Raw genomic sequence first — 2,589 nt, forward strand, 5'->3', positions numbered from 1 at the left:
ATTTTTCTTTATCTGTATCTAATTTAGAAAATACTAGTGATATAGGAGCTGGAACTAAGCGTATACTCATGCAGCTAGCCTATCTAGTACGATTAATATAAAAAACATAATCCCAAGGTAACCATTTACAGTAAAAAAAGCTCTATCTATCTTGGTAAAATCTTTGTTAACTAGATAGTGTTCATATGCCAACATTATGGCACTTAGTATAATAGCCAATTGTGCAAAAAATGTCAGCCCTGCACCCACAATAAAGAGAGTCCAAAAAATAATAGTCAAGATATGAAACACTTTAGCTATATGCATCGTGTTTTTGGCACCAAATTTTGAGGGGATGGAGTGCAGGTTATTTGCTTTGTCAAACTCTATATCTTGAAGTGAATAGAGCAAATCAAATCCTGCCACCCAAAACATCACCCCCAGAGCAAGATAGAGTGACCAGATGGTTATCTCTCCACTAACAGCCACAACTCCTGCAATGGGTGCAAGACCCAGTGAGATACCTAAGATAATATGTGCCAAAGATGAAAATCGTTTAAAGAGCGTATATGCTCCAAGTATCATTAAGATAGGGATAGAGAATTTCAGTGCCAACTCATTGATAAAATAGGCTACCATTACAAATATAAGAGCATTGATAACTATAAATCCAACCATGGTTGAGTTGCTCACGCGACCATCAACAGAGGGGCGATTTTTGGTTCTTGGATTTAGAGCATCTATATCACGGTCGAGATAACGGTTGACCCCCATAGCAAAGTTTCTAGCTGAAATAGCTGCCAAGATTCCCAAGAAAAATAGTTTCCATCCAAACCAACCATCACTAGCCACCAACATAGCTATAAAGATAAATGGCAAAGAGAAAATAGAGTGTTGAAACATAATCATTTCAGAAAGGTTAGCCAATTTTGTTTTTAAACTGTTCATTATTTAATTCTCATTTCTTATGGATGTGGGATTTTAATTTTACTATTAAGAGACCAAGCAATAACCATAACAAGAACACCAAATATATATGGGTTCGATATGAGACCGTAAGCAAACAGTAGATAAAGTATCCAAAGCAGTATCGCCCCTAGTGGTGTAGGAACTCCTTCAAAATACTTCGTCACCGTTCCCTCTTCTGATTTCATATTAAACTCAATCAGTCGTCTAAGACCAGAGACAATATAGATAATAAAAACAGCTCCAACAATAGCCTGTGTCACACCTGAACTCTCTGCCGTAATCGCATAATATAGAAGAAACGATGGCATAACAACAAAAGAGATAAAGTCCGCATAGCTATCAACCTGAATCCCAAACTCTGTTGAGAGATTGTATTTTCGAGCCACTTTCCCATCAGCAATATCAAGCCCACCTGCAATCCAAGCCAAGATAATAGCTGTAAAATAGTCCCCATGAACAATAAAATGGATGGCAATCAATCCACAAGCGATATTACCAAATGTAATCAAATTAGCAAGGTTAAAACGGTTGTCCTTGTCAAATAGCATTTTCTCTCCTTTTTTTAAAGATGTAATTTTACCCTATTAGTTATTATGATACTATTTCATATGCGTTCATTTAAACAAATTGCCATTATTGGTCCCACTGCTTCAGGAAAAACTGCCCTTGCGATAGAGTATGCCAAGAGAAACCATGCAAATATACTCTCTCTTGACTCTTTGGCAATTTACAGAGAGATAGATATAGTCTCTGCAAAAGCAACTATAGAGGAGCGAGGGGGAGTTAGACACTTTGGACTTGATGTTATCTATCCAAACGAGCCTTTTGATGTGACAATATTTATGAGACTCTACCAAGAGGCAAAGGCTAGTTCTATAAATGAGGGGAAAAATTTAGTAATTGTGGGTGGAACCAGTTTTTATCTCAAAACCCTGCTTTATGGTCTTAGTCCTATGCCAAAAATTTCAAAGGAGACAGAGGCTAAAACATCTAAAGCTTTAGAAAAGAGTGTAACAGATGCTTATGCTATCTTATCTGCTATAGATGAGAAATATATGAGCAATATAGCCTCAACTGATAACTATCGCATAGAGAAGATGCTAAATCTATATTATGAGACAGGGTTAACTCCAACAGACTATTTTGAACAAAATCCACCTCTACCAACTATTCCTGACCCTCTGCCAATATATGAAATAACTGTAGATAGAGAAGTTCTAAGAGAGAGAATTAGAGTACGAACACAAAAGATGTTAGATATGGGATTATTGGATGAAGTGGAGTCTCTTGAAAAAAAATATAGTAGAACTCCTAATTGCATGAAAGCGATAGGTATAAAAGAGACGCTTGAATTTTTTGATGGTGTTTATACTTATGATGAGTTAAAAGAGAAGATTGTTATCAATACAGCAAGGTTGGCTAAGAGACAAAGAACTTTTAATCGGTCACAGTTTTTGGATAAAATCTCTCTGCCTTTGGAGGAGTTAAAAGAGTTATTATTTTAGTAGACTTCTTGCAAAACTTCTTGGAATCGGAGACTTTAGTCCAATGCCAATGAATTAAGCTTTTTTTGAATATAAATAGTTCGGGTGTGAACACGCCGATTCCGAAAATGCAGATTGCATATAAGGAACCGATGGC

3 protein-coding genes are annotated in these 2,589 nt (G+C 36.3%); 1 reads left to right on the forward strand and 2 read right to left on the reverse strand.

All coding sequences use genetic code 11. The features are described 5' to 3' along the window. Nucleotides 1–66: 66 nt before the first annotated feature. A complete protein-coding gene (mqnP, locus tag GSY74_RS02640; protein ID WP_164663564.1) occupies nucleotides 67–927 on the reverse strand; it encodes a menaquinone biosynthesis prenyltransferase MqnP in 861 nt (286 codons plus the stop codon). 17 nt (nucleotides 928–944) lie between these two features. Next, nucleotides 945–1,496, reverse strand: coding sequence for a phosphatidylcholine/phosphatidylserine synthase (locus GSY74_RS02645; protein ID WP_164663565.1), 552 nt, complete (start codon nucleotides 1,494–1,496; stop codon nucleotides 945–947). Nucleotides 1,497–1,541: 45 nt separating this feature from the next. Between GSY74_RS02645 and miaA the strand changes: the two genes are divergently transcribed. Continuing rightward, on the forward strand, nucleotides 1,542–2,453 hold the full coding sequence (gene miaA / locus GSY74_RS02650; RefSeq protein ID WP_255494476.1) for a tRNA (adenosine(37)-N6)-dimethylallyltransferase MiaA: 912 nt from the start codon (nucleotides 1,542–1,544) through the stop codon (nucleotides 2,451–2,453). Nucleotides 2,454–2,589 lie beyond the last annotated feature (136 nt).

The organism is Sulfurovum sp. bin170, assembly GCF_010892395.1.
In the GTDB taxonomy this organism is placed as follows: Bacteria; Campylobacterota; Campylobacteria; order Campylobacterales; family Sulfurovaceae; genus UBA1140.

What these genes read in the sequence shown, in the direction of transcription:
- mqnP (WP_164663564.1), bottom strand. Translation starts at nt 927, where the DNA reads ATGAACAGTTTAAAAACAAAATTGGCTAACCTTTCTGAAATGATTATG.
- GSY74_RS02645 (WP_164663565.1), bottom strand. Translation starts at nt 1,496, where the DNA reads ATGCTATTTGACAAGGACAACCGTTTTAACCTTGCTAATTTGATTACA.
- miaA (WP_255494476.1), top strand. Translation starts at nt 1,542, where the DNA reads ATGATACTATTTCATATGCGTTCATTTAAACAAATTGCCATTATTGGT.